Source organism: Dehalococcoidia bacterium, assembly GCA_040902535.1.
Classification (GTDB): Bacteria; Chloroflexota; Dehalococcoidia; order DSTF01; family JACRBR01; genus JBBDXD01.
Window position 1 is genome coordinate 179,368 of sequence record JBBDXD010000019.1, and the last position, 25,578, is coordinate 204,945.

At 65.6% G+C, this 25,578-nt stretch carries 26 protein-coding genes; 14 read left to right on the plus strand and 12 right to left on the minus strand.

Translation table 11 applies throughout. From position 1 onward, the window contains the following. Nucleotides 1-3: 3 nt before the first annotated feature. Together WEB52_10505 and WEB52_10510 are read right to left on the minus strand one after the other, a co-directional pair. On the minus strand, nucleotides 4-555 hold the full coding sequence (locus WEB52_10505; GenBank protein ID MEX2226866.1) for an NADH-quinone oxidoreductase subunit C: 552 nt from the start codon (nucleotides 553-555) through the stop codon (nucleotides 4-6). Continuing rightward, a complete protein-coding gene (locus WEB52_10510) occupies nucleotides 555-923 on the minus strand; it encodes an NADH-quinone oxidoreductase subunit A (GenBank protein ID MEX2226867.1) in 369 nt (122 codons plus the stop codon). Before WEB52_10510 ends, WEB52_10505 begins: the two co-directional genes overlap by 1 nt. A 438-nt stretch (nucleotides 924-1,361) precedes the next feature. Between WEB52_10510 and WEB52_10515 the strand changes: the two genes are divergently transcribed. Next, nucleotides 1,362-1,940, plus strand: coding sequence for a DUF5317 family protein (locus WEB52_10515; GenBank protein MEX2226868.1), 579 nt, complete (start codon nucleotides 1,362-1,364; stop codon nucleotides 1,938-1,940). 342 nt (nucleotides 1,941-2,282) lie between these two features. On the opposite strand, the gene WEB52_10520 is transcribed toward WEB52_10515, so the two are convergent. Next, on the minus strand, nucleotides 2,283-2,570 hold the full coding sequence (locus WEB52_10520) for a ferredoxin family protein (GenBank protein MEX2226869.1): 288 nt from the start codon (nucleotides 2,568-2,570) through the stop codon (nucleotides 2,283-2,285). A gap of 195 nt (nucleotides 2,571-2,765) precedes the next feature. Here WEB52_10520 and WEB52_10525 point away from each other — a divergent pair, with 195 nt between their 5' ends. Next, nucleotides 2,766-3,215 carry a peroxiredoxin gene (locus WEB52_10525; GenBank protein MEX2226870.1) on the plus strand — a complete coding sequence of 150 codons (450 nt, stop codon included), beginning with the start codon at nucleotides 2,766-2,768 and terminating at the stop codon, nucleotides 3,213-3,215. 46 nt (nucleotides 3,216-3,261) lie between these two features. On the opposite strand, the gene WEB52_10530 is transcribed toward WEB52_10525, so the two are convergent. From WEB52_10530 to cimA, 3 genes are all read right to left on the minus strand, one after another. Continuing rightward, on the minus strand, nucleotides 3,262-3,945 hold the full coding sequence (locus tag WEB52_10530; GenBank protein ID MEX2226871.1) for a hypothetical protein: 684 nt from the start codon (nucleotides 3,943-3,945) through the stop codon (nucleotides 3,262-3,264). 86 nt (nucleotides 3,946-4,031) lie between these two features. Beyond that, nucleotides 4,032-4,397, minus strand: a complete 366-nt coding sequence (locus WEB52_10535; GenBank protein MEX2226872.1) for a helix-turn-helix transcriptional regulator — start codon at nucleotides 4,395-4,397, stop codon at nucleotides 4,032-4,034. Nucleotides 4,398-4,525: 128 nt separating this feature from the next. Further along, a complete protein-coding gene (gene cimA, locus WEB52_10540) occupies nucleotides 4,526-6,112 on the minus strand; it encodes a citramalate synthase (GenBank protein MEX2226873.1) in 1,587 nt (528 codons plus the stop codon). A 368-nt stretch (nucleotides 6,113-6,480) separates the two neighbouring features. Between cimA and WEB52_10545 the strand changes: the two genes are divergently transcribed. The 6 genes from WEB52_10545 to WEB52_10570 all read left to right on the plus strand — a co-directional run bounded on the left by WEB52_10545 (nucleotide 6,481) and on the right by WEB52_10570 (nucleotide 13,296). Further along, nucleotides 6,481-8,616 carry an APC family permease gene (locus WEB52_10545; GenBank protein MEX2226874.1) on the plus strand — a complete coding sequence of 712 codons (2,136 nt, stop codon included), beginning with the start codon at nucleotides 6,481-6,483 and terminating at the stop codon, nucleotides 8,614-8,616. 140 nt (nucleotides 8,617-8,756) lie between these two features. Beyond that, nucleotides 8,757-9,347, plus strand: a complete 591-nt coding sequence (locus WEB52_10550; protein ID MEX2226875.1) for a hypothetical protein — start codon at nucleotides 8,757-8,759, stop codon at nucleotides 9,345-9,347. A gap of 188 nt (nucleotides 9,348-9,535) precedes the next feature. Further along, nucleotides 9,536-10,141 (plus strand): sulfite oxidase-like oxidoreductase, encoded by a 606-nt coding sequence (locus WEB52_10555; protein MEX2226876.1) that lies wholly within the window; start codon nucleotides 9,536-9,538, stop codon nucleotides 10,139-10,141. Nucleotides 10,142-10,334: 193 nt separating this feature from the next. Next, nucleotides 10,335-10,943: a CDP-alcohol phosphatidyltransferase family protein gene (locus WEB52_10560; GenBank protein ID MEX2226877.1), complete on the plus strand. Its 609-nt coding sequence runs from the start codon at nucleotides 10,335-10,337 to the stop codon at nucleotides 10,941-10,943. Then, complete coding sequence (locus WEB52_10565; protein ID MEX2226878.1) at nucleotides 10,940-12,469, plus strand: hypothetical protein; 1,530 nt, start codon at nucleotides 10,940-10,942, stop codon at nucleotides 12,467-12,469. The genes WEB52_10560 and WEB52_10565 overlap by 4 nt, the downstream gene beginning before the upstream one ends. Then, nucleotides 12,469-13,296 (plus strand): class I SAM-dependent methyltransferase, encoded by an 828-nt coding sequence (locus WEB52_10570; protein ID MEX2226879.1) that lies wholly within the window; start codon nucleotides 12,469-12,471, stop codon nucleotides 13,294-13,296. The genes WEB52_10565 and WEB52_10570 overlap by 1 nt, the downstream gene beginning before the upstream one ends. Before the next feature lie 232 nt (nucleotides 13,297-13,528). On the opposite strand, the gene WEB52_10575 is transcribed toward WEB52_10570, so the two are convergent. From WEB52_10575 to WEB52_10585, 3 genes are all read right to left on the minus strand, one after another. Continuing rightward, nucleotides 13,529-14,833, minus strand: coding sequence for a peptidase MA family metallohydrolase (locus WEB52_10575; protein ID MEX2226880.1), 1,305 nt, complete (start codon nucleotides 14,831-14,833; stop codon nucleotides 13,529-13,531). Then, nucleotides 14,823-15,933 (minus strand): peptide chain release factor 2 gene (prfB, locus tag WEB52_10580; GenBank protein MEX2226881.1). Its coding sequence is split into 2 segments (ribosomal slippage): nucleotides 14,823-15,866 and nucleotides 15,868-15,933, totalling 1,110 coding nucleotides; the frame shifts between segments, so codons are not numbered across the junction. Before prfB ends, WEB52_10575 begins: the two co-directional genes overlap by 11 nt. A 187-nt stretch (nucleotides 15,934-16,120) precedes the next feature. Beyond that, the gene (locus tag WEB52_10585) at nucleotides 16,121-16,300 is read right to left on the minus strand and encodes a hypothetical protein (protein ID MEX2226882.1); all 180 of its coding nucleotides are present in this window, start codon (nucleotides 16,298-16,300) and stop codon (nucleotides 16,121-16,123) included. A 176-nt stretch (nucleotides 16,301-16,476) separates the two neighbouring features. Here WEB52_10585 and WEB52_10590 point away from each other — a divergent pair, with 176 nt between their 5' ends. Further along, the gene (locus WEB52_10590) at nucleotides 16,477-16,713 is read left to right on the plus strand and encodes a hypothetical protein (GenBank protein MEX2226883.1); all 237 of its coding nucleotides are present in this window, start codon (nucleotides 16,477-16,479) and stop codon (nucleotides 16,711-16,713) included. Between the two features lie 331 nt (nucleotides 16,714-17,044). Here the strand turns inward: WEB52_10590 and WEB52_10595 are convergent, their stop codons facing one another. Then, on the minus strand, nucleotides 17,045-17,803 hold the full coding sequence (locus WEB52_10595) for a methyltransferase domain-containing protein (protein MEX2226884.1): 759 nt from the start codon (nucleotides 17,801-17,803) through the stop codon (nucleotides 17,045-17,047). 89 nt (nucleotides 17,804-17,892) lie between these two features. Between WEB52_10595 and WEB52_10600 the strand changes: the two genes are divergently transcribed. Then, nucleotides 17,893-19,215 (plus strand): glycosyltransferase family 87 protein, encoded by a 1,323-nt coding sequence (locus WEB52_10600; protein ID MEX2226885.1) that lies wholly within the window; start codon nucleotides 17,893-17,895, stop codon nucleotides 19,213-19,215. Here WEB52_10600 and WEB52_10605 read toward each other — a convergent pair. Beyond that, complete coding sequence (locus tag WEB52_10605) at nucleotides 19,118-19,828, minus strand: DedA family protein (protein ID MEX2226886.1); 711 nt, start codon at nucleotides 19,826-19,828, stop codon at nucleotides 19,118-19,120. The two genes, WEB52_10600 and WEB52_10605, sit on opposite strands and share 98 nt — an antisense overlap. Nucleotides 19,829-19,892: 64 nt before the next feature. Next, nucleotides 19,893-21,080, minus strand: a complete 1,188-nt coding sequence (gene nfi, locus WEB52_10610; GenBank protein ID MEX2226887.1) for a deoxyribonuclease V — start codon at nucleotides 21,078-21,080, stop codon at nucleotides 19,893-19,895. On the opposite strand from nfi, the gene WEB52_10615 reads away from it, so the two are divergent. The 4 genes from WEB52_10615 to WEB52_10630 all read left to right on the plus strand — a co-directional run bounded on the left by WEB52_10615 (nucleotide 21,079) and on the right by WEB52_10630 (nucleotide 25,492). After that, the gene (locus WEB52_10615; protein ID MEX2226888.1) at nucleotides 21,079-21,984 is read left to right on the plus strand and encodes a phosphotransferase; all 906 of its coding nucleotides are present in this window, start codon (nucleotides 21,079-21,081) and stop codon (nucleotides 21,982-21,984) included. The genes nfi and WEB52_10615 overlap by 2 nt on opposite strands. A 108-nt stretch (nucleotides 21,985-22,092) precedes the next feature. Continuing rightward, nucleotides 22,093-22,521: a hypothetical protein gene (locus WEB52_10620; protein ID MEX2226889.1), complete on the plus strand. Its 429-nt coding sequence runs from the start codon at nucleotides 22,093-22,095 to the stop codon at nucleotides 22,519-22,521. 364 nt (nucleotides 22,522-22,885) lie between these two features. Continuing rightward, nucleotides 22,886-24,535 (plus strand): thiamine pyrophosphate-binding protein, encoded by a 1,650-nt coding sequence (locus tag WEB52_10625; protein MEX2226890.1) that lies wholly within the window; start codon nucleotides 22,886-22,888, stop codon nucleotides 24,533-24,535. Nucleotides 24,536-24,616: 81 nt separating this feature from the next. After that, complete coding sequence (locus WEB52_10630) at nucleotides 24,617-25,492, plus strand: lipase family protein (GenBank protein MEX2226891.1); 876 nt, start codon at nucleotides 24,617-24,619, stop codon at nucleotides 25,490-25,492. Nucleotides 25,493-25,578: the final 86 nt, after the last annotated feature.

Genomic DNA, 25,578 nt, shown 5'->3' on the forward strand with positions numbered 1-25,578 from the left:
TTTTTACTCGCCGGTGCCCGGTTCCCGCGGCCGGAACTCGCCGCCCGTTTGACCCTGCACCTGCTTCGGAAACTGGCTGAGGCCGGGCTTTTGGCCGCCCGGCAGCGCCATGAAGTCCTTGCGCAACGGATGGCCGGGGAACTTATCCCACAGAAACAGCCTGGTGAGCTGCGGGTGACCGGGAAACGCGACGCCCATCAGGTCGTAGACCTCGCGCTCCTGCAGGTTTGCGCCGATCCACAGCGGCGTGATCGATGGCACCTCCGGGCGCTCGTGATCGGTGGGCACCTTCACTTCGAAGATGTGGTTCTGCGCGAGCGACGCGAAGTGATACACGACATCGATGCGGGTGATGACATCGACGCTGCACATCTGCACGAGATACTTGCCATCGAGCGTTTCGTCGTCGCGCAGGAACTGCATGGCTTCAAACATGCGCGCCGGATCGAGGACGACGAACGCCTCCTGCGCCTCGCGGACGGCGCCCGGAAGCGCGCTTGAGATCCGATCGGCGACGTCCTGCCCGCGTAGCGTCACGGTGGCGGGGTGCGGCACTAGATCCACTCCATGGCGCGCTTGCGCCAGGCGTAGACGTATCCGACGAGCAGGATCGCGATGAAGATCAGCGCCTCGACGAAGGCAAACAGACCGAGTTGTCGGTACGCGACGGCCCAGGGATAGAGGAACACCGCCTCAACGTCGAAGATCACGAAGAGCAGTCCGAGGACGTAGTAGCGGACGTTGTAGCGCACCTGCGCATCGCCGACCGGGACCATGCCGCATTCGTAGACCGACTCCTTGATAGGGTCCGGACGAGAGGGGCGGATCTTGAACACCCCCAGCGCGACCGAGGCGACGATGGGGATGAGCGGGAAGATGACGGCGAAAATGAGCAGGAATCCGGCTCGGCCAAATTGCTCGATCAATGCCGGGTCTCCGATGGATGAGATTGTGAATTTCTACGCTATCAGGCTGCGAATCTTATCACAGCCCCCATGCACGAACAACACGAGCCAGATTCGCCGTAAGGGTCGCGGCGCCGGGTGCCGCAGGAATTCCACCTAAGCGGCTCAGAAGCCTCAAGTCAGGGAAATCCCTGCCGATAGCTCCTGTAGCAGAAGGATTAAGTCCGCTTTGGAGGAGGTATCGCAATGACCCGTTACATCCCTGCCGCGCTCATCGCCCTCAACGTCGTCGCCACGATGGCGATCACCGTCGCTCCGTGGAGCTGGGGCAGTTAAGCCCTGACCCGCTTCGAGACCGGGGGAGCCCTCCGCGGATCGCGGGGGGTTTCTTGCGTGTCAGGGGCAGCCTGCATGTGCCGGCCGCCCACGTCGATATTCCTGCGAGGGAGTGACGGGTTGGACCCAAAGGTGAGCGACTACGTCTCGCGCAACCGAATGGCGCTCGGTGCATCCCTGGCGCTTTCGCTGATGCTGCTGCAGTTCGGCGTGATCAGCGCATCGCCCGGCGGCCTGGCGGTGCGCATCGTGCTGCCGGCGACGATCGCCCTGGCGCCGCTGGCGCTGTGGCCGCTGCGGCAACACCTGGGCGTGTGGGTGGTGTTCGTGGGGTTGACGGCCAACTTCGCGACGATCCTGGCGAATGGCGGCCTCATGCCGATCGAACGGTCGACCGTCGTCGAAGCGGTGGGCGCCGAACGGGCGGCGACGCACGCGTCCGGGCAGTGGATCGCAGGATCGAAGGACGTGCTCGTCGCCGACGCTGAGGGCCAACTGACGGCGCTCGGGGACAGCATCATCGTGCGGGTCGGCGGAAGCGGGTTCGCCGCGAGCCCGGGCGACATCGTCGTCTGGTGCGGGCTGGTCTTGCTGGCCGGCGAAGCTTCGTGGCGGTGGCAGCGTGGCTTGCGCGGCACACGCGAAGGGGCGCCCTCGCGCGTGCAAAGGGCGGAGGGGAGCGCGCCTACTCCTCAGTGACGCGCCACCCCGCCACCGATCAGAAGGCACGCGACAGCGAGGGCAAGAATCTGCCGCGCGACCTCTGCTCGGCGCATGCTATGCGCGTCCGTCTGACGAGATTCTCACCGTGCTTTATGGTGAGAGGCTGATTGCTGCGTAACCGCACGCTCAGCGGCACGATCGATCCCGCGATGACAAGCGTCTTCGCAGGCGGAGCCGTGACGGCGCCTACGTTCGATCCAGGGCACTGCGATTGACATCCGGTGCGCGAAGACGAGATTTTCTCGCGCGGATCAGCATGACAAGAGAAAGCCCGGCACAACGCCGGGCTTTCGATCGATGCCTTGTGGCCGGTAGCGGTCAGGCCGGTGCGATTTCCGCGACCTTCGCGCGGGCGGCGTCTTTGTCCTTGAACCAGAGCGCGTTGATCTCCGTGTACGGTTTCTGCGCGTCCGGGACGTCGTCCTCGGCGAAGATGGCGTTGACCGGGCAGGCCGGCTCGCAGGCGCCGCAGTCGATGCACTCGTCGGGGTCGATGTACAGGATCTGGTCCTCGTCACCGTCGTCGTGGATGCAGTCCACGGGGCAGACGTCCACGCACGAGCGATCCTTGGTGCCGATGCAGGGGTCGGTGATTGTGTAAGTCATGGGCGTTCGCTCCTGTGAATTCCTCCACGTACGGCGGCATTCTAGATACGACCGGGCCTTAAGTGAAGCAGGTTTAGGCAGGTATTACTTAGTTTATACGCCGATGCCACGTCGGCGCGAACCGTGAGCCACGATTCCGTCGTAGGCTCTTGCAGGGCGCCACGATGGCAGCAACGCGAAGGAGCAGCGGGGATGTTGAAGATCGGACGGGACGCACCGGAATTCGAGATGCAGGACGAGAGCGGGAAGACGGTGCGACTCGGCGACTTTCGCGGGAAGTCCGCGGTCGTATTGATGTTCTATCCCGCGGACGAGACGCCGGGGTGCACCAGGCAGATGTGCGCCGCGCGCGACGACTACGACACCTACCAGGCGGCGGGTGTCGCAGTATTCGGCGTCAATCCGGCGAACGCCGAGCGCCACCAGAAGTTCGTCGCGAAGCACGAACTGCGGACGCCGCTGCTCGTCGATGACGGCGCGAAGGTGTCGCGCGCGTACGACGCGTTGATGCCGATCCCGATTCTCTCGATCGTGAACCGCACGGTCGTCGGCATCGATCGCGACGGCAAGATCGCGTTCTACAAGCGCGGGATGCCCTCGACGAAGGAGATCATGGGCGCGATGACGTCGGACGCGCCGGCGTAAGCTCGTTGTATCGCCGTGCGCCAGCATCCGATCCGGGCGGGGTTACTCAAGCCGGTCGGTTCCACTTCGAGTCCGTGGCGCTTGCGCGTAGAAACAGCAAAGCCGATCCGACCCACAGCGCGACAAAGAATCCATTCACGTTCAAGATCTCGGACACGGAGCTACCAGGATCCTGGTGCATCCCGGCCATCAGTGCGATCGCGGCGACCAACGCCTGAGCGATCGCCGTCGCAAACAACACGCGTGCCATTCCATGCGGCTGGAAGCGCGCGATGAGGGCGCCGATGATTCCGACGGCGAGCACCCCTACATACATCAAGTTGCCGGGGTTGTCCTCGCTCCCGATGATGCCAACGGCAAGGTTTGCCCAGACCAGGACGAGCGCTGTCGCGAGCGCAACGCCGGCGGCGGCTCGGTACGTCATATCGCCCGCCTTCCTGGCAGCCAGCTCATACATGGAACCAGTGCCGACGATGAGGGCGCCGGCGACAGCGAAGTCGACCGGGCCCCAGACCACTTCATCGGTGATCAGCATCGCCAACAAGGGCAACAACAGTATGATCGCCGCGACGGTGACCCACTTTCCGATGATGTTCTGCGTAATGATGGCTGCCATGTGCTCTCTCATAATCCCCGCGGATGTTTCGACGAACATCCAGAGAGCGCAACCGAATACTCCACGTTCTTTCTCTGCGCGCTCTCGGAGAAGATCGTTGAAGGTCTGCTCCATTCCCTCGCCGAAGCGCGCATAGTACGGCTTCGAATGGAGGCGAAGCAGTTTTGCATACCAGTGCCGATATCGTCGTATTGAGTCGTTCACGTGCGACACGCAAACGTACTCGACGAGACCAGTTTTTGTTTGGCGACCGCCACGACTCGACGATATCGCTGCAATTCCGCCGCTAGCGCTTTTTGGCCGAGGCTTGTGGTGTTGTAGTAGACCCGCCGCTCGTCGTCCATTTCCGGGTCTATCTTTTTGTCGCTCTCGCGTATCAATCCGGCCTCGATCATGCGACCAATTGAGCCATAAAGTGTGCCCGGTCCCATGTTTACCCTTCCCTGCGAATCAACGTGGACCTGCTTCATGATCCCGTAACCGTGCCGCTCCTGCGTGGAGAGCGCGAGAAGGATATGAAGCACCGCTGGAGTGAGGGGCGCATTGGTTGTGTCTTTCTTAGACATGCCGCCAAAATATATCCGTAACGGATATATTGTCAAGCGGAAGTAAGAAGTAACAAGTGGGTATGACCTGCCCGCATGATCGCCGCACGCGCGATCTCTCCGGTGCGCTTCGCGGCGCGACGGAACTCCTACCCCGGGATCCACCCCGCGCGTTTCACCAGGAAGTACTCCAGCGAGTCGGCGAGTGCGAGCCACGACGCTTCGATGATGTCGGTGCTCGCGCCGACGGTCGTCCAGAAGTGCTCGCCATCCGTCGATTCGATCAGCACGCGCACCGCGGCGCTCGTCCCCGCCGCGCTGTCGATGATGCGCACCTTGAAGTCAACCAGCTTTACGGCGTAGATCGTCGGGAAGAACTCTACGAGCGCCTTGCGCACGGCAGCGTCGAGCGCGTTGACGGGGCCGTTGCCCTCGGCGGCCGTCTGGCGCAACTGCGTGTCGATGCGGACCTTCGCCATCGCCTCGGCCTGCATTTCGCGGCCGTGCTCCTGCGTCGCCGCGCTGCGCTCGACGATCCAGAAGTCGTCGAGTTCGAACGCAGGCGCGTAGTCGGGCTGGAGCCGGCGCACCAGCATGTCGAACGAGGCTTCGGCGCCTTCGTACTGGTAACCCTTCGATTCCTGCTCGTTCACCACCTGCTGGAGCTTGCGACCCTCATCGCGCGACAGTTCGAACTCGAAGCCGCGCTCCTTGATCTTCTGGACGATGCCGCTGCTGCCGCCGAGCTCCGAGACGAGCAGGCGCCGCGTGTTGCCGACGGCTTCCGGCGGGACGTGCTGGTAGCTCACGTCGGTCTTGAGCACCGCCGCGACGTGCAGCCCGCCCTTGTGCGCAAAGGCGCTCGTGCCGACGTACGGCTGGTACGCGCTGGGCACCATGTTGACGATCTCGCTGACGTAGTGGCTCGTCTCGGTCAACAGCGCGAGCTGCTCGTCAGTGACGACGTCGTAGCCGAGCTTGAGCTTGAGATTGGCGATGATGCTCATGAGGTTGGCGTTGCCGCAGCGTTCGCCGTAGCCGTTGACGCAGGCCTGCACCTGGCGCACGCCCAGCGCGACCGCGGCGAGGCTGTTGGCGACGGCAAGCTCGGCGTCGTTGTGGGTGTGGATGCCGAGCGGCGCATCGATCTGCGCCTGCACGGCCCGAATTGCGTCGACCAGTTGCTGCGTCGTCATACCGCCGTTGGTGTCGCAGAGCACGAGGCAGTCCGCCCCGGCGGATGCGGCGGCCTTCAAGCATTGCACCGCGTACTTCGCGTCGGAGACGAAGCCGTCGAAGAAGTGCTCCGCGTCGAAGAAGACGGTGCGGCCGTTTTCCTTCATCAGCCGCACGGAGTCCGCGATCATCGCCAGGTTCTCCTCGAGCGACGTCTCGATCACTTCACGGACGTGCAGTTCATGCGTCTTGCCGACGAGCGTGACGACCGGCGTGCGGGCGTCGAGCAGGGCGCGCAGGTTGGCGTCGGTCGCGGCGTCGCCGCCCGCTTTGCGCGTCGAACCGAAGGCGGCGAGGCGCGCGTGCTGAAGATTGAGTGACTGCGCGCGCACGAAGAACTCGGCGTCCTTGGGATTGCTGCCGGGCCAGCCGCCCTCGATGTAGTGGACGCCCAGTTCATCGAGCTTGCGGGCGATCTTGAGCTTGTCCTCGACGGAAAGGGACATGCCCTCCATCTGGGCGCCATCACGCAGCGTGGTGTCGTAGAGTTCGACGTTCATGGGTGAGATTACGTCTCCTGAATCGCCGCCAGTATAGGACTGGCGGATCGGCCTGCCTATCGGTGAAACGACGGACAGCCAATGACGCCCCGCGGCGATTGACCGCGGGTTTGGCGCCTCTCAGGAGTGGAATTCGTAGCCATCGTGGGGGCAGCCTAGCAGATTTGCTGCGGGCCATCCGTCGCCGCCGGCGGCCGTCATCTGCGCCGTCTGCTTTACCGGCCGATCTGGCGGCGTTACGATAGCTTGATCGAGTACTGAGAGACTGACAGGTCGCGATACGCTGCACGCCGACGCCCTCCGCACCCCCACACTGAATTCTCACGGGAGTCCCGTGCGCTCTTCGCTCACCGCCAGGCGCCGCGCCGATGTCTGAGCGCGGAAGCGAACCCCCGGACGAGCGTACGCAGCGCCATCCGGAGGACGATGGCCGCGAGCAACGGCCTGAGCCGACGCACGTCCGCATCCCGCGCGGGCAACAAGACGACGTAGAGCAGACGGAGATCGTCAGGGGCGCGAAGCCCGGGAGCCGGTTCGCGCGCCGGATCCGCGCCGGCGAGCGGCGGTTCGAGCGTGGCGACGTCGAAGGCACGTACAGGGCGACGGCGCGCGCGACGGCGCCGGCGACGTCGTTCGGGCGCGTCCTGCGCAACTTTCGACGCGTCTTCGTCGGGTCGCCGATCTCGTCCGAGCATCTCGAAGATCAACGACTGCCGAAGTCGAAGGCGCTCGCCGTCTTTTCTTCGGACGCCCTCTCGTCGAGCGCATACGCCACGGACGAGATCTTGCTCGTACTCGCCGGCGCGGGCACCGCTGTGCTGACGCAATCGCTGCCGATCGCGCTGGCGATCGTGGCGCTGCTGGCCGTCGTGACGTTTTCGTATCGGCAGACGATCAAGGCGTACCCGAGCGGCGGCGGCGCGTACATCGTCGCGCGCGACAACTTCGGGAACCTCGCCGGCATTACGGCTGCGGCGGGGCTCGCCGTCGGGTACATTCTGACCGTTGCGGTCTCGATCGCCGCGGGCGTGTTCGCCGTGGTATCGGCAGTCCCGGAACTCGTCGACTACAAGGTGCCGATGGCGCTCGGGGCGGTCGGACTGGTGACGCTGCTCAACCTGCGCGGACTGCGCGAAAGCGGCACGATCTTCGCGATCCCGACGTACGGCTTTATCGCCGCATTCGCGTTCATGATCGCCGTCGGACTCGTCCGGTCGATCATCGACCCGGACCTGCGCGCCACCGAGCCGCCGGGCGGCTGGCACGAGCCGGGCACGAGCGCGCTCTCCATCTTCATCATCCTGCGCGCGTTCTCCATGGGTTCGGCGGCGCTGACCGGTGTCGAGGCGATCTCTAACGGCATCCCCGCGTTCAAAAAGCCGGAGTCGCAGAATGCCTCCACGACGCTGCTGATGATGGCCATCATCCTGGGATCACTGTTCCTCGGCATCACGTTCCTCGCCAACCAGTTCGACATCCAGCACGGCAACGAAATGTCGGCGCCGGCGCAGATCGGCCGCACCGTGTTCGGCGAGTCGCCGATCTTCTACCTGATCCAGGCGTTCACGGCGTTGATCCTGTTCCTGGCGGCGAACACCGCGTATCAGGACTTCCCGCGCCTCGCATCGATCCTGGCGCGCGACCGCTTTTTGCCGCACCAGTTCCTGTTTCGCGGCGACCGCCTCGCGTTCTCGAACGGTATCACCGTGCTCGGCGCCGCCGCCGCTGGTCTGCTCTTGATCTTCCAGGCCGACGTCAACCGCCTGATCCCGCTCTATGCGTTCGGCGTGTTCCTGTCGTTCACGCTTTCGCAGACGGGCATGGTGCGCCACTGGCTCCGGCTCAAGGAAGAGGGCTGGCTGCACAGCGCGGCAATCAGCGGCATCGGCGGCGTCACGACCGGCATCGTCGCCATCATCGTCGGCACGACGAACTTCGCCGCGGGCGCGTGGATCTCGATGGTCGCGATCGCTTTCCTCGCGGCAACGTTAGGGGCGATCTACTCGCACTACATGGGCGTCGAGCGCGAGACGGCGGTGCCGGAGAACACGATCCTCGAAACGGGACGCAAGCAGCGACAGGCCGTCATCGTGCCGGTCGAAGACATCAGCCTCGCGACGCTGCGGACGGTGGATTACGCGCGCAGCATTTCCGCCAACGTGACGGCCTTGCACGTGACCGACGACATCGAACGCGGCCAGGAGCTGCGCAAGCAGTGGGAGTCGACCGTGCTCGACATCCCCTTCCGGATTATCCACTCGCCTTACCGGTCGTTTGTGGCGCCGCTGATGCATTACGTCGACTTGCTTGACCGCGCGGATCCGGGGCAGTACGTCACGGTAGTGCTGCCGGAGTTTCGCACGCGGCGGCCGTGGCAGCGCTGGTTGCACAACCAGTCGGCGCGGCGGTTGAAGAACGCGCTGCTGGAGCGGCCGAACACCGTGATCGTCGAGGTGCCGTACCACCTGGCGAGCGGCGTCGACCAGGTGCTGGAGCCGGATTAGGCGCGCATCGAACGTTGCACCCGTTCAGGCGCCCCGCCGGGATCCCGCGAGCGCGCGCTCTTCGTGCGCGGCGACGTCCCGCAGACGTCCTATCCGGATTGCTATAGTGGGCGCCGTCATCGGGGACGCGGGAGAGCGGGTTGAACGAGATCAAGCGACTGAACTGGGCCGTCATCGCGCCGGTGGGCCTGCTCGCGCTGGCGCTGCTGGCGATCCTGTGGCTCGACCTGGCGACGGGCGGCGAGGCGAAGCCGGACCCGTTCCTCGGCACCATCGGGACGCCGGTGCGCGGGACGTTCGTCGCGCCGACGTCAACGCCGCCGGGCGCGGAAGCTACGCCACGGCCGCGACCGACGGTCGGCGGCGACGCCGAAGGCACGCCGCTGGAGCGCGATGCGGCGCGGCGCGGCGCCCTGGTGCTGCTGCTGGTCGCGGCGGACGAATATCGCGACGAAAACGGCGAGTATCCGAGCACCGGCGGCAACCTGCAGACGCTGTGCGTGTACAAGGACGACGACGTCGGTTGCGACCTGGCGGAGACGTACGACGGCGCGCTGCCGGAAGATCCTGCGGGCGATCCGATCAAGAACGGCTACTGGTACCAGTCCGACGGCGAAACCGTGAAGATCTACGCGGCACTGGAACTCGAGATCAGCGACTCGGAGCGCTGCCCGACGGACAACGTCGACCTGCGCGTGAAGCAGAGCCTCGTCTGCATCGAGGGGCCGTAGAACCGTGGAAGTGGGAAGCCGGATGCGGGATGTCCATGGCCCTCAGGTCCCAATGCTCGGTGCAACGCTGATCGCAGGGACGAATTGACGACGTAGAGCGACGGCGTTGGCGGGCGTCACGTCTCCGGCGTCGCCGAGACACTTTGCTAAGCTGATCGCACGTTCCGAGAGCAGGAGGATCGCGCTCCATGGCACTCGATCTGTTCAACAAGCGCTCCCGCGAAGACCACGAGCGCTTCGGCGAACGGCTGCCTCCCGGTCAGAAGCTGACCGACGGCTGGCCGGTGCTGCACTACGGCGGCATCCCGAGCATCGACCTGGCGACGTGGAAGTTCTCGATGATCGGGCTCGTCGACGATGAGGTCAGTTTCACGTGGGACGAGTTCATGGCGCTGCCGCAGACGACGCTGCGGTCCGACGTCCACTGCGTCACGCACTGGAGCAAGTTCGACAACGACTGGACGGGCGTCGCGATCCAGGACCTGATGAAGCAGGTGCGCCTCAAGCCCGAAGCGAAGCACGTCATGCTGCACAGCTACGGCGGCTACACGACGAATATCTCGATCGATGAGTTGCTCGATAACGACGTGCTGTTTGCGCACAGTCACAACGGCGAGCCGCTGACGAAAGAGCACGGCTGGCCGCTGCGACTCGTCGTGCCGAAGTTGTACTTCTGGAAGAGCGCCAAGTGGGCGCGCGGCATGGTCTTCATGGACGAAGAGAAGCCCGGATTCTGGGAGATGTACGGGTATCACATCCACGGCGACCCGTGGCGAGAAGAGCGGTATTCGTAGGTGTTAGGTCGTCAGTGGTGCGGGTTCTACCGCCGGCGCGCAGAACCGCCGAGGCTTTGTATCGTTGAGCGCGGGCTTTCAGCCCGCGTCACTCCCACGCTTCGATACGCTGGCCCTCAGACCGCTCTTGCCGCGCGCGCGCTGCTGCCTGTAGATTCCGGAGACGCCGCACGCCGGTCACGCGAGGGAAGACTTGCCGTCGTTCACGCTCGTCCCGCACAAGGTCTCGACGCGCTTCACTGACCCCATCGTGACGCCGCTGGCCGCGCTGGGCGTGACGCCGAACATGATCTCCGTGTTCGGTTTCGCCGGGAACGTCGCGGCGGGATGCCTCGCGGCGGGCGGACACCTGTTCGCCGCCGGCGCCGTGATGCTCTTCTTCAGCGCGCTCGACTTGCTCGATGGCGCGCTGGCACGGAAGACCGGCACGGTGACGAAATTCGGCGCCGTCTTTGACTCGGTGCTCGACCGCCTGTCCGAGGCGGCGGTGCTCGCCGGTCTGCTCTTCCACTATTCGCAGCGTGGCGGCCACACGGAGGAGATCGCGCTGATCTACGCGGCCATCGTCGGCTCGATCATGGTGAGCTACGTGCGGGCGCGCGCGGAAGGGATCGGGCTGGAGCTGCGCGAGGGGCTGTTCACGCGCGCGGAGCGCGTGATCCTGCTCGGCGGCGCGCTGCTGTTCGGCGGACAGGTGCTCCGCATTGCACTCTGGGTGCTGGCGTTGCTGGCGCACCTTACGGCGGCGCAGCGCGTCTTCGCCGTATGGCAGAAGCTGCGCGACGAGGCGCCTGCCCGATGACGACGGCAACGGCCGCCGAACGGACGCAGGGCAACGTCGTCCGCACCGACACCGAAGCGGATGCGGTCAGCCGCGCGTTGAACTTCGACTTCGCGCAGCCGATGGCGTTCGCGGCACTGGCTGTGCTGTTCGTCTTGAGCCGCGCGCCGTTCATCAACATCGGCTACGGCACCGACCCCGATGCGTGGCGCATGGCGCTGACGGGGCACTGGCTCTGGGAGAATCACGAGTACTATCCGTCGCGCATGCCGGGGTACCCGGTGCCGGAGTTCGCCAACGCCCTCGTGATCAACGGCGGGTGGCTCGCGACGAACTCGCTGACCGTGTTGATCTCGCTCGCCGGGCTGTGGTTTTTCGCGCAGATCGCCTCGAAGCTGGAGTTGCCGCACCGCGGCGCCATCGTCATCGCGTTCGCGTTCACGCCGTTGCTGTGGATCAACAGCATGACGACGATGGACTACATGTGGGCGCTGACGTTCAGCCTGGCGTCGTATTACTTCCTGATCCGGCGCAGCAGCGTGCTCGCGGGCATCATGCTGGGACTGGCGATCGGGTCGCGCTCGACGTCGGCGCTGATGCTTGTGCCGCTGTTGGCATACATGTGGCGCGACGATCTGAAGCACGAGATACGGCCGTTCATCGTCGCCATGGTGGCGGTGTCGTTGCTGGCGTGGACGCCGGGCTACTGGCGCTACGGCCCGGGCATGCTCACCTTCTACGACGCGAAGGTCGGCTACCTCAACGTCTTGCGGCTGCTCGGCAAGGATACGCTCGGGCTCTTCGGGTCGATGGCCGTGATCGCCGCGCTCGTCGTCTCGTTGCCACGGCTCGCGCGCCTGCCGGCAGACGTCGTGCGCGACAAGCACGTCATGGTATGGGTGCTGGCGATTGCGGTGACCATCGTCGCCTTCGCGCGGCTGCCGCACGAGGCGGCGTACCTGATCCCGGTGTACCCGTTCGCGTTTTTGCTGATGGCGAAGTACGTTCAGAAGTGGGTCCTTACCGGCGCGATCGGCGTCGTGTTGCTCGCCGGATGGGTGGACCTGACGTCGCCCGGCGAGGAGATCAACAGCGAGGCGTTCACGAACGCGAGCATCGGCAAAGGACTCGTGCTATCGAACCGCGAGACGATGCTCAACCAGATCGATTACGTCGAGGACATCGAGGCGCTGGACGTCGCGAATGACACGGTCGTGTCGCTCGGATTCATCTATCCGCAATTCGCGGTGCTCAACCGTGATCGGTTGCGCCTGGACATTTTGGAGAAGGACGAAGACTCGATCAGCCAACTTTCCGACGCCGGTAAGGCAGTCGCCGTAGAGCGCAACATCGTGTACGTCTGGCTGCTCGACTGGGATCAATTTCAGGGGTTTAGCAGCCAGGGCTTCGCGTTCGCCCACACGCTGGATGCAGGACGCAGCACGGCCGGGCTCTATGACTATCGTCCGGCGCTCCTCGGTTCGCGGGCGATTGACCTCGGGCGCGGGCCATCGGGCGGCGCCGGCGCGGCGAGGACGGACCGCTGATGGCGGACGACGCCGCGACAGGCGCCACGTACCTCGCGTACCTCGCGTACCAGTACGGCGACGCCGAACGGCTGCGGGTCCGCTGCGAAACGCACCGCCTGTACAGCGTCGTGCCCGATAACTTCCGCGGCTGGGTGATCGAGCAGTGCGGCGTGCGATCCGGCATGCACGTCCTCGACGTCGGTTGCGGGCCGGGCACGTACCACACGGCGCTGATCGCGCTCGCCGCGCGCGTGACGGGGTGCGACTTCTCGCGCGGCATGGTCGTCGAAGCGCTGGCGAACAGCCGGACGAATCGTTACCGCGCCGGACTGGCGCAGGCTTCGGCGGAGGCGCTGCCGTTCGCCGAGGCATCCTTCGACCGGGCGATGGCGAATCACATGCTGTACCACGTGCCCGACATTCCGCTGGCGCTGCGGGAGATCCGCCGCGTCTTGCGACCGGGCGGGCGCGTGGTGCTGGCGACGAACGACGCCGGCAGAGGACGTCTGTTCGAGCTGCACGAGCGGGCGGCGCGTGACTGCGGTTTCACGCCGACGGAGATCGCTTCGGCGCGCTTCACGCTCGATGATCTGCCGCTCGTGCAGTCCGTCTTCGCGGACGCCGTGATGCACCGCAAGACGAACGCCTTCGCGTTCCCCGACGCCGAACCGGCGCTGCGCTACTACGCGAGCTGCCAGATCGACGAGATCGAGGAGCGTGCGGCCGACGGATCGCATCGCGAGCCGCTGATGCAGCGCATGCAGGCGTTGATCGAGGAGATCGTCGCGCGCGAGGGCGAGCTTCGCACGCCGAAAGATGCCGCCTGTTTCGTGGCGGATGTGTGAGGCGTCGGGTGTGGTCATTCAGACGGTGCATTGCATCGCGCCGCGCGGGCTTTCAGCCCGCGCTCGTATTGGCGCGCTGCTTCGTTGCCGACGTCTGAGGCGTCGGGTGTCGTCATACAGACAGTTCGTCGCGTTGCGCCGCGCGGGCTGAAAGCCCGCGCTCATATTGGGCGCGGAGTTGTTTTTATTTTGAGCGCGGGCTTTCAGCCCGCGCGTGCTGTTGGGTTGGCGGTTACCACCGGCTGCGGATCACACTCGCCGAATACACGATGGTGCCGAGCGTTGCGAGCGCGAGCACGCCGATGATCGCGTACGCGATCATCGTGCCGCCGCCGTCGCCGTCACTACCGCCCGATGATGCGGAGCCGTCGCTGTCACCCGGCGATGACGTAGCTTCGCCCCGTGCCTCTTCGTCGTCTGGCGCCGGCGTGACGGTCGGCGCGGCGACGCGTGGCGGCAGGCCGACGAACCCGCGCCATTCGTTTTCGAGTCCGGCCTGGTCGAAGCCGTACACGGTCTCGAACGCGTTGTCGATGCGCGACCCCGCCTTGAATGTGCGCAGCAATTCGGCGAACTGCTCCTCGCCATACGTCTCGACGAGATAGCGCACCATCGAGCCCGACTGCCCGTAGTACACGCCGACGGTGCCCGCGCTGCCGCCCGTCGCCGACGAATTGAGCTGCGGCATCGTGAGCGTCCGGTCGTTCGCGATCGCCGTGTCGAGCGCGCTCTGGTGGCCCGGCAGTGGCGCGTTTTGCACGAACACCGAGATGCCCTCGTTGAGCCAGCCGGGAATGTCGAACGGGCCACGCGTCGCTTCGCGCGTCACGATGTGCGCGATCTCGTGGCGGGTGATGTCGAGCGTCGCGGTGTCGGCGGAGACCATGGCGGTGTCGGAGTACAGCACTTCGCCGAGCACCGTCACGCCCTGCCCGCCGCCCGAGACGATCGCGGGCTGCATCTCCGCCGCGGTCTCGTACAGGAAGATCTTCACCGGAAACGGCACCGTCGCCTGTTCGAGGCTGCCGGTGCGTTCGATGCCCTCGATCGCGGCGCGCAGCACAGCCGCCGCTTCGTCCTCCGTGGCCAGATGGTAGAAGACGGTGACGTTGCCCTCCGTCAGCTCGAAGAAGTTGAAGCGCGTGTCCTCGTGCGCGTAGAGCCGCTCGTCCGTCGACGTGCGGTCGCCGGCCGCGTCGGTGATCTCCCAGTGATACGTGATCTGCGCGCCGGGGATGACGTAGATGCCGCGCCCGCTCGTCAGCGTGAACGAGCAGTTGATCGTCGATGTGCCGTCGCAGTTCGCGATCGCCGTGGCGCCGGTGCCGTCGGGCGCCAGCTCATAGCTCAGGCGCACCTCTTCGGGTTGCGACGCCGCGGTGAACGACAGCGTGAACGTGACGCCGGTCGGGAAGTCGTTGCGCGCCGCGTCGGAGATGATGTTCACGCCCTCCTGCGCGCGCGTCTGCGTCGCAAACGGCGCCTGCATCGAGAGCGCGACGAGGATCGCGAGAAGCGCTAGGACGCTACGCCGCACTGTTCGCCCCCACCGTCGACTTGAGATATGCCTTGATGAACTCGTCGAGGTCGCCGTCGAGGACCTTCTGTGCGTCGCTGGTCTCCTGGCCGGTGCGGTGGTCCTTCACCATCTTGTACGGGTGCAGCACGTAGCTGCGGATCTGGTTCGACCAGCCGGCGCTCACGTGATCGCCCTTGATCTTCGCCTGCTCATCGGCGTGCTTCTGCAGTTCGAGCGCGAGCAGCCGCGCTTCGAGGACGCGCATAGCCGACTCACGGTTGCGCCCCTGCGAGCGCTCGTTCTGGCACGTGACGACGAGCCCCGTCGGCAGGTGCGTGATGCGGATCGCCGTCGAGTTCTTCTGCACGTTCTGACCGCCGTGCCCGCCCGCGCGAAAGACGTCGACGCGCAGGTCGTCGGGGTTGATCGTCACCTCGGCGTGGCTGCCTGCCTCGGGCATCACTTCGACGAGCGCGAACGACGTATGGCGCTTGTGCTCGGAGTCGAACGGCGACAGCCGCACGAGCCGGTGGACGCCGCGCTCGCCCTTCATGTAGCCGAACGCGTGCGGCCCGGTGACCTCGACGGTCGCGCTCTTGATGCCGGCCTCTTCGCCGGGCATCAGGTCGACGATGTCGGTCGTAAAGCCGCGCTTCTCGGCCCAGCGGAGGAACATGCGCAGCAGCATCTCCGCCCAGTCCTGCGACTCGGTGCCGCCGGCGCCCGCGTGTACCGCGAAGATGGCGTTGCGGTCGTCGTACTCGCCCGAGAAAGTCAGCTCGAACTCCAGGTCGTCGAGCTGCGATTCGATGCCGTCGGCGTCGCGCGCGACGTCTGCGGCGGTGGCTTCGTCGCCATCGGCGGCGGCCAGTTCGAGCAGTTCGAGTCCGTCGTTGACGCGCGTCTCGAGTCCGCGCCACGTATCGACGCGCGCCCGCAACTGCGCGATGCGCTTCATGGTGGTCTGCGCGGACTCGGGATCGTCCCAGAACCCGGGTTCGGCGGACTGCTGTCCGAGGGTTTCAGCTTCGGAGGCTAGTGAGGCGATGTCAAAGACGCGCCATGACATGCGCAATGCGCTCTTTGAGCCCGATCAGCCGCTCGCGTAGCTCCTGCATGTCGTGACGTCCGTCCTTTCGTGATTCGTTGTGCTGTTCATCGTAGCGGATTGATGGCGCTATGGAGGGTCAGCCAGATTGCCGCCGTAAACTTGACCAACCAGTATCCGGCACCGAGAATGACGCACCATGGATATAAAGCTCGGCGTCCTGGCGGACTTCGCCAGCATCTCCCGTGAGGGCAAGCTCAACATCGGGCATCTTCGACGAGATCAACGTCGAGGCTTTCCCTGGCGCGTTGCCTATCTTTTACGTTGTCGTGTCGTACAGTACCGGAGCGACGGAGTTCGATACCGAGAAGACGATCGAGATCGCACTGCAGAATCAGGATGGCGAGATCCTCCTTAAGATTCAGCAGCCGATCCATGTCCCAAGGCCTGATCATCCCGGAACACGAGGTACAGTGAATCAGGTTCATGCGTTAGCAGGCCTACCGTTCCAACGACCGGGGATGTACGAGTTTGTCATATCGGTGGCTGGACGTCCCGATCCTCACACAATCCCCATCCGTGTGAATCTGCTGCCGTCCCAGGAGGAAGGGCGATGACACCACCAGCTACCACCGTACTTGAATCGCAGACCGCCAAGATCACCGTCGGCGACTCCCATACGAAGCTTGAGATGTCGCTCGTCGTTTTCACCGCTCATTCCGTCGCCGCGGGGCAATCGCCAGAAATTTCCTACTATGACGCTGGCTCAATGGTGGATGGCGCTCGGTACCCAAGCCTCGCTGCGGTCTGGGAGAACGACGAGGACGACGCGGCATTTGCCGACCTATGATGCAGGCTCGGTCGTGGCGGTGCTCTACCGGTACACCAGCGGCGTCGGGGCGAAACGTCGTCCCGCCGTCATCCTCTCGTGCGCTGACTACCACGCTTCAAAGGCCGACGCTGTAGTCATACCGCTCACGACACAAATGGCTTTTGACTACTTTGGTACGACCTTCTTGATTGGGCCGCCGCTGGTCTATTACAGAGATCCAGGGCCAAAGGTGTCATCGAAACGATCGAGCGCGCCGCTATCGCGAGACAAATCGGTAGACTCAGCGATCGCGATCTGCGGGGCATCAGGGAGTCTGTTCGTCGTATTCTAGACCTCTGACAGTCAATTTCTAAAGAAACCGCTTCATCACCACGATCACCTCCCGCACTTCCCTCACCGCGATCCCACCGTCCGGCGTCCGCAGCGCGTCGTACATGGCGAGCAGGCGGTCGATGTCGCGCTCGACGTCGAGGTCCGGCAGCATCCACGGCGCCGTGAGCAGCAGGTACACGAAGTCGCCGAACGTCTCGTAGACGGCGGTGTACTCGTGGCGCTCCGCCCGCTCGACGGGGATGCCGATCGCCGCAAACTCGTCCTGGTAGCGATGGAAGTGGTCGCCAAAGTCGACGGCCTCCGGGAACCACGCGCGGACCTCGCGCCAGTCATCGTGGCCGACCTGCTGCGTCACGAAGCGGCCGCCCGGCCGCAGGATGCGCGCGACGTCGGATGTCGAGAAGTCTTCGTGGCGGCTCAGCACCAGGTCGAACGTCGCGTCGGCGAACGGGATGTCCAGGCTGGAGCATCGCACGACGGGAATGCCAAGCGGCGCCAGCCTCCGATACGCGACCGGCGCGTTGACGTGCCACTCTTCGGTCGCGTACATGCGGTCCGGCAGCGACTGCCGCATGGCCGCGACGCGCTCGCCGCCGCCGGTGCCGAGATCGAGCGCCGCCGTCGCCCCTTCCGCGGCCTCGGCAACGATCTGCGCGTAGTCCCATGGCAGCGGCAGGTCGGGCGGCCGCACGCGGACGTTATGCATCCAGCCGGAGAATCCGCGCGCCTTCTCGATGTAGGGGCGGAGGTGTTCGAGGGCTTCGTCGCGATCCATCGCACGAGCGTAACATCCCCCGGTTGACGCCGCCGAAATGGTGCATTTGCACCGTGCCGCGTCATCGCGCGCAGGACGATGCTTCCGGCATGTTGAGGCAGGCCGCACGCGCTGCGACGCGAGGCACGATCGAGCACGGCCGCCCGCTCGACGCGCGTCGTGTCTCGATTGCGCGCGCGGCGGCGTGGGTGCGCACACGGAGCGCACGTTGGTGGCTCTGCGCGCTGCTCAGTACGGTCGGAATCGTCGAAGCCGTGCAACTCGCGTTCGCGTTCTTCGGCGACCGCAGCCTGATCTTCTACGGCTACGACTTTCCAGCGTTCTACGCCGCCGCCCACATGGTCGCCGATGGCTCCGGCCATCTCATCTACGACGTCGAAGCGGTCGGACGCCGAGAGTTAGAGATCGTCGGCGCGCCGGTCGGCGGCACCGGCGTGCTCGCGTACTTCAACCCGCCGTTCTTCGCCCTGCTGCTCGCGCCCCTCTCCCTCGTGTCGATCGATCGCGCGTTCCAGCTCTGGACCCTGTTCAATCTCGCGCTGCTCGCCGCAAGCGTGCTGATGCTGCGCGCCCTGACGCCGGAGTTGTCCCGCAAGGCGCGCTGGACGCTGATCCTCGCGTTCGTGACGCTCGTGCCGATCACCTACGGCCTGGCGCACGGGCAGTTCTCGCTGATCCTGCTCACGTCATGGTCCGGCGCATATCTGCTGCTGCGCCGCAACCACGATGCGTGGGCGGGCGCCGCGCTTGCGCCCCTGCTCATCAAGCCGGAACTGCTGATCGTCGTCGCGATCTACGTCGCCTGGAAGCGGCGATGGGCCGTCTTCGCGACGCTCGCTCCCATCACCGTCGCTGCGGTGCTGGTCTCGCTGTGGGTCGCGGGGCTCGCCTCGGCGATCGACTATCCGGCGTACCTGATGGACAGCACGCAGTGGCACGGCGCCGGCGTCACGAGCCGGCTGATGTTCGACTGGAACGGCATCGTTGCGATGGCGTGGGACGCGCCCGCGTCACGGCTGCGGCTGGCGCTCGTGGCCGTGCTGTCGATCGCGACGGTCGTGCTGGCGGCGCGCGCATGGCGCGGCGGCTTCGACGCGCGGTCCGGACGCTTCGAACTGCAATGGTTGACCCTAACGATCGCGACGATCCTCGTCGACCCGCATTTCTACCTGCAAGACACGATCATGCTCGCGCTGCCGGCGTTCGCGTTCCTCAACGCCGTCGAGCGAGACCAGCGCAGGCGAATCGTGCTGGTCATGGTGCTTGGATGGATGCTGCTCGCGCTCGGCACGTTTCCGAACGAGCACCTTCGCGTCAATCTCGTGGGGTTGTATCTTCTCGGCTGCTTCGCGTTTCTGCTGTGGTGGCCGCGGATGGCCCCGGAGACGCGTTTCGCTCGCGTAGCCGCTTGATGACGAACCACGCCACGGCAGCGACAACGAGCGCCACCACGACGTAGGTCGCGACGCCGACGTAGTCCGACGCGCGCTCCCACTGGTCGCCGAGGGCGGCGCCGGCGCCAATCAAGGCCGTGTTCCAGATCGCGCTGCCCGCGGCCGTGAAGAGCAGGAACTGCGGCATCGGCATGCGCTCGACGCCCGCCGGGATCGAGATGATGCTGCGAATGCCGGGGATGCAGCGGCCGATGAAGACGGCCTGCGTGCCGTGGTCCGTGAACCAGCTCTCGGCGCGGTTGTAGTCGTCCTCCGAGACCAGGAAGTACTTGCCGTAGTCGCGCATGAACGCCCGCACGCGCGCCTCGCTGACGATCGCGCCGAACGCGTAGAGCACGACGGCGCCGATCAGCGAGCCGATCGTCGCGGCAACGATCGTCAGCGGGATCGCGATCACAGGCGGGCCGGGAAAGTCACCCTGCGCGGCGAGGAAGCCGCCTAGCGGCAGCACGAGTTCCGACGGGATCGGCGGGAAGATGTTTTCGAGGGCAATCATGGCGGCGACGCCGGGATAGTGCGCCGCCTCGACGACGTCGCGCACCCATTCGGTGATCCCGTCCAGCAGCCCCATGTGCGGTCATGCCCCCTGTGATCGACGCGCCGAGGGGCAGCCTACCCGACGGGCGGTACCGGGGCTACGGCTCACGTGACTCGCGGATCACCGCCAGCGCGCGATCTTCGCCGCCCCAGTGCGTGACGGGGCGCTGGTTCGCGACGTAAAACGCGAAGATGTCGTCGCGCAACCGCGGCAGCCGCGGCGCGATCGCTCGCCGGTCGACGTCGGTGGGGATCGCGAGGAGCTTGTGGTCGCCGTCGCTCCGTTCGAGCACGTCGATGACGCGCACGTCGATGCGCTCGCCGCGGTCCCGCGGCCGGTCGTCGATGAGCATGATGTCGAGCCACTCGTCGTCGCCTGGGCTGATCAGCCGCGTCGAGCAACCGTAGTGCGTGAGCATCGGCGGGTAGTCGTGACGAAAGACCACCGCGTCGTCCTCGGCGACCCACTCCCAGCGCCCGTGCTCGCCCTCGCGCTGCTCGATCACCATCTCCAGCGTCATCTCGAGCAGGCGGCGCTTCATCTCGCCAGCGAGCCGGTCGGCGATGCGCGTCGGTTCCGGCACGCGGTACGTGCGCGTGCACGCCAGCGCCCACCGCTCCGCCCCGGCGAGCGATATGCGGTGGCCGATCGAGACGTAGACCAGGCGTACGCCATCGCGCGTGCGCAACGCGGCGCCGATCGTCTCGCCGTGGTGCGTGAGGTTGGCGCGCGCCCCGCGCTCCGTCGCCACACCCGCGTGCTCGCCGATCAGCAGCGACTTGGCGACGCCGATCGTCGGCACGTCGAGCAGCAGCCCGATGTGACATGCGAACCCGAAGCGACGCGGGTGCGCGTACCCGTGCCCATCGACCATCAGCAGGTCAGGCGTCGTGCGGAGTTGCTCGAACGCGCCGATCAGCACCGGTGTCTCGCGAAACGACAGCAGCCCGGGCACGTACGGAAACGTCACCGGCGTTTCGACGCAGACCTGTTCGACGATCTCGAGTGACGGATACGCGAGCGCGACGGCGACGCCTACCGCGCGACCATGCAGCTTGTCGAATGCCACGTCCGCGCCGGCAACGAAGCGCACGCGCGCCGGATCGAGATCGGCTTCGCGGATCACCTGCGACGCAAGCTCCGACTGCAGGCGCATGGCGTCTTTCGGCGAGAGGTCCCACGGATGGAGCTGGCGGACGCGCATACCATCACCTCTTCGGCGGATCGCGCCCGCTGCCAGGTGCTGATCGCGCAACCGTGCGTTTTCGATAGGATGCTCACGCATGCAACCTCACCCTAACGCACCATCGCCGGACGAACAGCTCGTGCGCAAATGGAGCCTCACCCCGGTCGAATACCTGGGTGGCCATGCTAATCAGCACTGGCGCGTAGAGTCGGGTGGGCGGAGCATGGTGCTCACCAGGTACGCGGATCGGTTTCACGACATCGACTACCAGCTGCGTCTGCTCGCGCGTCTGCGGGAACTGCGATGGCCGGTGCCGGAGGCTGTCGACGAGCCTGCGCGAGTTGAGGGCCGCACCTGGTGTCTGTTCACGTGGCTTCCCGGTGCCGCCAGATGGCCGCATCCTGACCGTGAGGAGAGACGCGCGCGCGGACGCCTGCTCGCCGAGTTGCATGACGCCACCGCTCAACTAGGCAGCTTGCGACAACGCGACGGCTACGCCCTGTCCGACGAACTGATCCGCGATCCGGAACTGCCTCCGTTGCTGCGCGACTACGAACTCATCCGTCCCGTCGAGGGGCGCATCCTTCTGCGATATCTTGAACACGCGCTCGCGTGCTTCGACCGCATCGGACCGATACATGCCGAGACGATCGTGTTGCACGGCGACTTCAGCCCATGGAATCTTCTGTTCGAGGGCAACAACCTGACGGGCGTGCTCGATTTCGAGTTCGCGCACCTGAACTACCGCGTCGCTGACTTCGCGCTGTCCTGGCGCGGTTACCAGGACGACGTAATCGAGGGATACGAGGAAGTGCGCAGGCTCACCGATCTCGACTGGGAGCTTCTCCTCCCTGCGTACTGGTCGTGGCTCTTCATGGGCGTCAAGGACGAAATCAAAGCGATCACTTCCGGACGGAAACCGGCGCATGACTTCGGGTGGCAGATCAGGCATCTCTTGAAGCGGTCGGAGTTGGCCGGGCGCCACGCGGCGTATCCGGAGTGATCGACGGACGATGAACGCTCGCCGCCGGCACCCGCCGACAGGATCACTCGCACGGGCCGCAAAGACGCCAGCTTGTCCGCGCCCGCGGCGGCGACTAGGATGCCCGACGTGAAACGAAGTCCCCTCATCCTTCTCGTGCTTTCGAGCGTGCTGATTGCGGCCTGCGGCGTACGGTTCGCCGATGCGACGCCCGGCACGGAGTTCTTCACGGAGATCGAGATCAGCGGCGAGATGCGCGCGGGCGCGCCGCTGACGGTGCTCGTGCAGTACGAGCAGTTCTACCCCGTCGACGTGACGTTCCATTGCGAGTTGCGCCGCAAGAAGGAGATCATCAAGCGGCTGGGGGAGCACGCCGTCATCCCGCTTGAGAACGGCGCTCCCGATAAGACGCCGTTCCCCGGGGCGATCGCGTTCGACTTCTCGGTCGATGCGCCGGGAGAGTACATCGTCGAATGCCTGACGGAGAAGGACGAAGATAACTTCATCGGCGACGAGATCACGATTGCGCCGGCTGAGGGCGGGACGCCCGTGCCGTAGGCCCGCGCCCCGATGAGCGCCGCCGTCAACGTCTCCGTCAGGCCACGCCGGCCAGTGCCCTCACCCGCTTCGACATCTCGTGCGAACGGGCTAGGATCGTCGCGGGAGGCGCATGACATGCGCACTGATTGGCTGGCTATCGTTGCTCCGCTAAACGAGTCGCCTGGGCCGCGGGCGCGCGCAAGTTGCCCACTCAATCAAACCGGACAATCAAGTTTGAACCTACAGGCGCCCTGCGGGAACACGAAAATCTCAAACAATCGAGTTGGCCCCTTCTGCGCTACCGGCTCCGTACCGCCAGCGGCGTATCGCTCCTACACTCCCCGTAGCCCGCCGCATCACGAAAAGCGAGGAGACCGAGCCGATGGCACAGATTGACGGCGGCGACCTCGTCGCGCGGATGCTCAAGCGCGAGGGCATCGACACGATCTTCACGCTCTCCGGCGGGCACATCCAGAACATCTACGACGGCTGCATCGACGAAGGGATCCGCATCATCGATACGCGGCACGAGCAGTCTGCGGGGCATGCGGCGGAGGGGTACAGCCGCCTGACGCGCAAATGCGGCGTCGCGGTCGTGACGGCGGGGCCGGGCGTCACCGATACCGTGACCGCCGTGGCGACGGCCTACCAGAACGCGAGCCCGCTGCTGGTGATCGGCGGCGCGGCGCCGCTGCGCACGTCGCTGATGGGAGCGCTGCAGGAGATCCCCGGCACCGTCGAGATGATGCGCCCGATCACGAAGTGGTCGGCGACGATCCCGTTCACCCACCGCATCCCCGACTACCTGGCGCAGGCGTTCCGCATCGCGCTCACGGGGCGATACGGGCCGGTGTTCCTGGAGATCCCTTCGGACATCCTCTTCGGCCGCGTCGAAGAAGAACAGACGAAGCTGCCCGAGGGATACCGCACCGAGGGCAAGACGCAGGGCGACGCGGCGTTGATCAAGCGCGCCGCGCAGATGCTGGCGAACGCCGAACGGCCCGTCGTGATGGGCGGCACGGGCGTCTACTGGTCGGACGCCGGAGGGGCGTTGCGGGAACTTGCGGAGAAGGTCCAGGCGCCGATCTACCTCAACGACATGGGACGCGGCACGGTCAGCCAGGAGCACCCGCAGTTCATGAGCCGTACGCGGCGCACGGCGCTCGGCGAGGCCGACGTCGTGCTCTTCGCCGGCACGATGTTCGACTTCCGGCTGCGATACGGCGGCAGCATCGGGCCGCAGGCGCAGATCATCTCGATCGATATCGACCCGAACGAACTCGGGCGCAACCGCGGCATCGACGTCGGCATCGAAGGCGACCCGAAGAGCGCGCTGATGCAGATTACGGCGGAGATCGGCGCGCGCACGGTGCGTCACGACGAGTGGATCTCGAAACTGCGCGATGGCGAGACAAAGGTCCTCGAGCTGCGGCAGAAGTGGCTGCACTCCGACAACTCGCCGATCCATCCGCTGCGCCTGTGCAACGAGATGGCGAAGTTCGTCGACGAGAATACGATCGTCGTGGGCGACGGCGGCGATATCGTCGCGACGGCGTCGCAGGTGCTGCCGGTCAATCAACCGGGACAGTTCATGGGGCCGGGCCCGCTCGGCACGCTCGGTGTCGGCACGGGCTTCTGCATCGCGGCGAAGAGCGTGCATCCCAAGAAGCGCGTGCTGATGGTGAACGGCGACGGGTCGTTCGGGCTCAACGGCTTCGACTTCGACACGTTGGTGCGGTTTGACATGCCGGTGGTGGCCGTCGTGGGCAATGACCGCCAGTGGGGCCAGATCCTCGTCGGGCAGGCGAAGATGTACGGCGAGGAGCGCGTCGTGGCGACGCGTCTGGGCGACAACGCCCGCTACGACAAGGTCGTCGAGGCGCTCGGCGGCCACGGCGAATTCGTGACGGAAGCGGACGACATCTTCCCCGCGATCGAGCGCGCGTTCGCGAGCGGCAAGCCGGCCTGCGTAAACGTTATCATCGACCAGAAGCCGGACGGCGTCGCCGGCGGCTACGAGTTCCTTGGCTGACACGCCCGGGGGGAGCACAGTGAACCGCAAAGAAACGCAGAGGTCTTTCGTTGGTTCGCACGCAGCGACGGTGGCACGTCGATGAGGCGCGCACGGCTCGTAACGCTGTGCGCCATGGTGCTGCTCGCCGTATCGATGAGCGCGGCGCGCTGCTATCCGCCGGGCACCGGTGTCGTCGTGTTCGTGCAGGGTCTCTACACGTATCTCGATGAAGACGGCACGCAGAGCACGGTGTTGGAGGACCACCGGTTCGACGCGATGAAGGCGGCGTTCGTCGCGAACGGCTATGGCGCTGACCGGCTGCTCGACTTCAGCTATAACGGCGGTTCGCTGACCGCTGACGGCACGTGGCAGCCGGAGCCTTATCCGTGTACCGCGACGGACCGGCCTGCGGCGCAGAGCGTCGCCTTGCTGGAGCAGATGCTGCGCAACTATCGCGAGCAGCATCCCAAGTCGCATTTCATCCTCGTCGGGCACAGCCTTGGCGGCTACCTGAGCTTCCTTGCGGGAGCGCGCGACGCGACGCGGCCGCCCGGCGAGCGGCTCGAGATCAGCGCCGTCGTCGCGCTGGACTCCCCGCTCAACGGGGTCAGCGCCGACAAGAAGTTCGTGATCGACCTGATCCCGTGCGACAAGACGTTCCAGGCGGGCGCCGAACTCGTCGCCGACGGCGCGAATGCGCAGATCAGGGACATCCGGCGCTACCAGGCGGGGGTGATGGCGGCCGATGGCGTGCGACTGGCGACGATCGGCAACACGCGAGACTGCCTGTACAACACGGTCGCCTGCACGGGCATCGCGCTGGCGGACGACAGCGAGACGCAGTTCATCGAGAACGCGGCGCTGGTCAAGCGGTACACGATCAACTCCGAGGTGCTCGCGAGCCACGACTTCATCGCCTCGTTCGGGCCCGCGATCCAGGACGTCGTGACGTTCGCGGGGCGGGGCGACCGGTAGCTGGATAGCAGAACAGGGGCAGCCGCGTGGCAGATGCTACGGTTAGGGTCCGGCACCTTTTCAAAGCCTCAATTGCCGCGCTTCTA